The 6,000-nt window shown below is 37.0% G+C and carries 6 protein-coding genes; 1 reads left to right on the top strand and 5 read right to left on the bottom strand.

The genetic code is table 11. The annotated features are described in order from the left end of the window. Window positions 1-167 precede the first annotated feature (167 nt). The 5 genes from L2764_RS17030 to L2764_RS17050 form a co-directional block, all read right to left on the bottom strand. Window positions 168-404, bottom strand: coding sequence for a hypothetical protein (locus tag L2764_RS17030; RefSeq protein WP_248941498.1), 237 nt, complete (start codon window positions 402-404; stop codon window positions 168-170). Next, the gene (locus tag L2764_RS17035) at window positions 401-2,443 is read right to left on the bottom strand and encodes an Ig-like domain-containing protein (protein WP_248941501.1); all 2,043 of its coding nucleotides are present in this window, start codon (window positions 2,441-2,443) and stop codon (window positions 401-403) included. The genes L2764_RS17030 and L2764_RS17035 overlap by 4 nt, the downstream gene beginning before the upstream one ends. A 235-nt stretch (window positions 2,444-2,678) precedes the next feature. Beyond that, entirely contained in the window at window positions 2,679-3,422 is a 744-nt protein-coding gene (locus L2764_RS17040) for an MBL fold metallo-hydrolase (RefSeq protein ID WP_248941523.1), read from the bottom strand. Between the two features lie 276 nt (window positions 3,423-3,698). Further along, window positions 3,699-3,989, bottom strand: coding sequence for a putative quinol monooxygenase (locus L2764_RS17045; RefSeq protein ID WP_248941503.1), 291 nt, complete (start codon window positions 3,987-3,989; stop codon window positions 3,699-3,701). Window positions 3,990-4,349: 360 nt separating this feature from the next. Then, window positions 4,350-4,829 carry a GNAT family N-acetyltransferase gene (locus L2764_RS17050; protein ID WP_248941504.1) on the bottom strand — a complete coding sequence of 160 codons (480 nt, stop codon included), beginning with the start codon at window positions 4,827-4,829 and terminating at the stop codon, window positions 4,350-4,352. Window positions 4,830-5,268: 439 nt separating this feature from the next. Between L2764_RS17050 and L2764_RS17055 the strand changes: the two genes are divergently transcribed. After that, window positions 5,269-5,895, top strand: a complete 627-nt coding sequence (locus L2764_RS17055; RefSeq protein ID WP_248941506.1) for a porin — start codon at window positions 5,269-5,271, stop codon at window positions 5,893-5,895. Window positions 5,896-6,000: the final 105 nt, after the last annotated feature.

A 6,000-nucleotide genomic window follows, 5' to 3' on the forward strand; every position in this document is an offset into this window, starting at 1 on the left:
GTGTAGGTGATCTTCTATCCAGCATAGGATGCCCTTAGCACTATAGCCATCAGCATTTAAAATATCTCTCAATAGTTATGGGGATAAACTAACGAGCCCACCGCCATAAAAAAGGCGAGAATATTGCTATTCTCGCCTTTAATGGATCACTGGTTATTTTAGCGAGATTACAATCCACCACGATCTAAGGTATTTTGCCAGATATCTTCGTAGTGGCTTAAATCACCTTGCGTAATGACGTTTATTCTAGGCTCTGTAAAATATTCTTTAGTGATATTACCGTCACCATTAAAATCAGATTCAGCCGTTCTATACTCAAGAACGATTGCTCTATTGCTAGCATCAACAGCAATGACCTCCCACGTTCTTTCAGTTTTATACCTACTACCGAGGTCTAGTATCAATTTAACCTTATTCTCATCCACTGCCCAAGTTGCACCAATCGACGAGAAGTAGTCATTCTCAGTATATTTAGCAATAGAGGTCTCTGCTTCTCCTCCCACTGAAAATTGATAGCCAAACACATTTTGTACCAATAAATTATCTCCATCCCATGAGTCAGGTTTATATCCGTTAAGGCTGTATAACTCGCATCAAATTGAGCAATAGGATAATAATAAAATGCAGTTAAGACCCCTGACTTAAGGTATTGAACCTGCGCGAGCATTGCTTTTCCAGACAACTTAAACGGGAGCACTCTAAACTCAATATCACCATCAACTAAACTCAACACTCCATTATCTAATGTCGCTAAAAATTGATAACCTGAAAGTGCCCCATTGGCTATATTTCCTGAAATGGATACCCGATCACTGGCATCCATTAATTCATCATCACTCCAATATAATTCAGAATAATATACTAGAGGTAATAGCCAGCTTCCTTGTAAGTCTTCCAACGTCTTATTTAGCCATAAAGATGGAAAATCATATTGAAAAGTAGAATAATGTTTCGTTGTCGGTGCTTGATAAACTAACGGCTCACCGCTCCACAACTCATCATAATATTCATGACCAAAACTAACCTCTTCAGTAATCTCACTTTCTATGACGACTTTAAAGCTGGAACCTGTATCATGAATGAGTTGAATACGTTGCTTTTCCTTAACCGATTTATATAGTTGTATTACGCTATGTTGATTAATAAAGTCATGTAATAAATTCAGTGTGTCGTAAGAAAACTTCCCATATAATTCAGCTTGCACATCACCGACATTCATCAATTTTATATCATCTGCTAATGTTAACGCCAGACTATTATTGTCAACGTGCCAATTCATGTCACTAAACTTATCTGCATACAAATAATCAAAATCTGACTCAGTACCAATGCCGTTAGAATAAAAAGCCAAACCTCTAATATTAGGTGACAGCCAACCTTCCCTTGTTGGCTCCATTTGTGCAATATGGCGCTCTTCTAATATCTCCGTTGTAAAACGTCCGATTAAATCGGTATCTGCAAGTATTCCATCAATTGCTGATGCTAAATTAGTTTGATAACTTGAAAGAGGGAGACCATTTTCATCAATAAGATTATGTGATGCTAAATAATCATTAATACGCGTTTGCACTGAAACCGAACTTTTCTCATCCGTTGAAGTCGGCATCAATACACTCAAAATCGTAGTATTATCCTCAATAGGGTAATCACTGTGCTTAATAATTAACTGAATAAAGCCCGCTGTATTCAATAATGCTTCTGTGGAAATATTGTCAAGGAAAGCTGTTAAGCTTTCACCTTTAATCAACGCTTGGCTATTATTAAGCTCAATCGTATGTAAATAACTGGCTGTCGATAAAGCTGATAGCTTAAGCGTACTTAGCTCTTCACTGGATAAGGTACGATCGTCGCCCGCCTTATTGAATAAAGTTTGCATCTCCCCCGCATGAGAAATTAACTCGATTGACTGTTGCTCATTGGTTTCATGACCTTTTGCACGAATAGTTAGAATATCATTTAGACTATTTAACTTTACATCCAGTTCATAGTAACCATCTGTATCAATTTGACTCGTTACAACCTCGTCGCCAATTTGAACATTTACATCTGCATTCAACAAAGTGCTTTCTATCACTTGACCAAAGAGAGTCAAACTTTGATATACGCTAATCTCAACTTCTGTTGCTACAGCGATATTGTTAACACTGTAGGTCAGCGTATCTAACCCTGCATACCCCTTATTAGGTGTATATGTTATCTTATTCTTATTAATGGTGGCCGAACCATAAAGAGGCTCAATATCAATCCCTGTGATCGATAAACTACCAGAGCTGAAACTATCATTACTTAACACATCAATGATCACCGTTTCATCATCAATCACGTCCACTTTATCACTTTGTATTACAGGTAGAAGCATCACTTCTTTTTCTTCTTGGCTATTATCACCACCACAAGCAGATAAAAACACCAACATAGCTAAACTTATAATTTTTATTTTCACTCTATTTCCCTTATCACTTACCATGCGAGTATCCATATTTCGCCGTGTTTATCAAAACATATAAAAATCAATTCACACTTCATCTTTAATAAAAAGTCACTCGCATGATTTTAAAATACATCATTTAATGCGCATAAAAAAAGCAAAATTTCTTTAGATAAAAAACAACGAAAACGAACACAAAAAAAACAATATGATAATATTTCGTAAGGTATTACTAAAAGCCTTATTCTGTTCAACTGAATACCTTCTTTAATTTTGCTTTCACCGATCGCCAGTGAGTCATTGGCGTTTTTGGCGCGTGCTGTATGAGTGAACGATAGTCCTCTGCTGTGAGCTTCACTTCCCCGCCATGAGCCAATGCCACTATTTTTGGATTAAGGCTTTGTACCTTTTTCAACGAATCTCGATAACGATTAGGATAAAAAACAGGAAATGGTGGAATAAACTTAGTTTTTACCTTGACCATTAAATCGGCCACATATAAACGATCACTTAACTTGTGATATAAAGAAATATCTCTGTCTGTGTGCCCTTGAGTGCTAATCACTTTCCAATCATCGAAATCTGGTAATCGTTCATCATCGTTAAGCTGATAATCTGCTTGTAATTGAGAGGAGTAATATATATTACGTCTTGGCTTTTTCATCTTATTAGCCACCCATAAGGTGAGTAGTATGTCAGTTAGGTGCATCAACCGACCTTCCATCCCTGAATACCATTGACCAGAAACATTAGCCGTCGCTATTTTACAGCCCGTTAAACGCCTAAGTAGATCTGCCGCTCCAGCATGATCTGGATGCATGTGTGTCACCATCACTAATTTTAAATCATACAACTCTCTTTGTAGCTTTACCTGAATGTACTCTTGTAATAATGGAACATCTGCTCGACTACAACCATCAAGTAATAATAATTTATCTGGGTATTCAACTAAGTAAATAGACTGTATATAACCTTTTATATGATGTAATTGCATTGACGCTAATTTCCCTAAACTTCTTTTTATTCTTAGCATATTATGCGCCAACTCATCAGACCACTCAAGTCGTGAATGCTGACGCCTCTCGATGGCCGCAAACCAAGAGGTTACCTATTAAAAATAATCTTAATAAGGTCATATAGGATAAAGACATAATAGTGATATTAAATAGCCTCGAGCCTCCACTCTACATCACATAAAAAACAGCACTAAAAAGCTCGCCGTTATGCGAGCTTTATTTATATTTAAACACTTAATGAGTGCTATATAACATTAGGCAATCTGTGCCATTTCATTCAGGATAAAGCTTTCAACAGCACCATCAGTCGCCGCCATATAAGCTTGCAGATGCGTATTGCCCATGTGTGTTTGCCAAAGTTCACGGCTTTCCCAACTTTCATGAAACATAAATACACTTGGGTCGGTATTATCTTGATGTAAATCGTATTGTAAACAACCTTTTTCTTGACGAGTCGGCTCAATCAACTTTAGTAATTCAGACTTAACTAAATCAATTTTATCTTGCTTCGCTTGAATACGGGCAACAATGGTTAACTTTGTCATGATGTTTTCTCTTAATGAATGGAATGAAGCGATTATAATGACTAAATTAACCTAGAGTTAGAGGCTAATCACTTATACACTTTCTAAATATTTTTGATAATAGTCGATTAACCTACCGTTAAATAACCTGAACTCGGGGTAATGAGTGTCCGGCTTACTTTTATTCATTTATAAATCATACCATTACGGATTACCTGGTGAGTTTACCTTCTTATTTCCTGCTGAGTGTCGACATTATTGTCGATATCAAGGCGGAGTTTCGACCGTAATAGCCCGCTATTACTCGTAATTCCAACACAGATAGGGGCAAAAATAGCGGTATTCAGCGACGCGGCTTATCCCGAGTTCAGGTTAAATAGCTCATTCCGCTTTTTCATCAACGTTAGAAAGCGTTAATGTCATCGGGATGTCCGAAAATCCATTACAGGTTCTGATCCCGTCAATAGGCACAAAGCCTAATTTTTTATACACTTTTTGGGCATTAATTGCAGAGTTAACGGTGAAAGCCATTAACTCTGCGCCATTTAACGCCGCCATTTTAGCCGTTTTCCATAACCGTCTAGCGAGTCCTCTACCCTGAAAAGCATCAGATACAAACAAATGAAGTAAATGAGAAACCGCTTTCATACCGATAAGTCCAACGATCTGATCATCAATAATAGCGACATAATAATCATGATCCTCATCAAAATATTGCGCTAATTTATCTGTAGACATGGAATTCAATAACAATACCTCAGCCTTTTCATCTAAAATAGGCGTAATGTGCTGTTTTGCCGAACACATCATTAATGCACTCATCTCATTAATGTCACTGGGGATCGCTTTACGTATGAACATCTGACTCCTTAACATTATCATGTCTCTTCAACCATAAGATTAACTTTAACAAATAAGCTTTAAATGACTAATACTCTCTTTGTCTAATTTATTTAATTAGTTACGTAACCAATCGATCCTTATTATTCTTAATCTATATCAGATCCCCGTTATCTAGTATGACTACTTCAAACCTGTACCTATATACACAAAGAAAACACTTGGGCATCATAAAAACAACACCTATCAGATTGATAAACATTTATTCTTAATTTTAATCTTCACTTACCTATCTGCTAATGAAGACAATATTCACTTTATTTGGCCGACTCAGTATCAACCCTGAATACATTGAAGCGGCTGAAACAGAAATGAGTATTTATATTTATGGGTATTTGGGCATAAGAGGAGAAAGCCGTCTCAACGACACCCTTAACGTGTTTTATAATATCTCCTATAAATGGAAAGTGGAAAAGATGATAAGGATGACTTTTCAGCTAAAGATCAATATATAGGCCTACAGGGAGATTTCGGTGTATTGGCTATAGGGCGTGACAAAACGTTATTAAAACGCTCCGAAGGTATTATCGACTTATTCAACTATTTATCCGCCGATATCAAGCATCTATTTAAAGGACAAGACCGATTGCCTCAAACTGCCACTTACGTAACACCAAACTGGCGAGGAGTAAACTTAGGGCTGACTTACCTTGCCAATGCCAATGAAAAGCAAGAGACTAAAAATGGCTACAGTATTGCCGCACGATATGGCGACATCTGGTTAAATGACACGCTCATTTATGCTGCAATGGCTTATGATGTTAATGTTAAGGGCTATAATATTTTTCGAGCCACTTTTCAAACTGAAATAGCCAACCTAATACTCGGCGGAATGTATCAAAAGCAAGAACACGTTTATGACGATGATGTCGCTATATCACAACCCATTGATACAGGTTATATGCTCAGCTTCTCCTATCCCATTAGTCATATAAGATTAAAAACACAATTTCAAACAATGGAAAGCATCGGCACCTCTTGGGCATTGGGGCTTGAGTATGCATTATCCAGTCCTATTGATTCTTAGATTGCCATAATAACCGACACACTTTGGTATAGAAAAGAGGGTTAGCTGCCTATAAGCTTCAATCTCTCACAAAATCGGCCAAGGTTCTCAAATGAAAAACCAATA

Source organism: Shewanella surugensis, from assembly GCF_023284005.1.
Taxonomy (GTDB): Bacteria; Pseudomonadota; Gammaproteobacteria; order Enterobacterales; family Shewanellaceae; genus Shewanella; species Shewanella surugensis.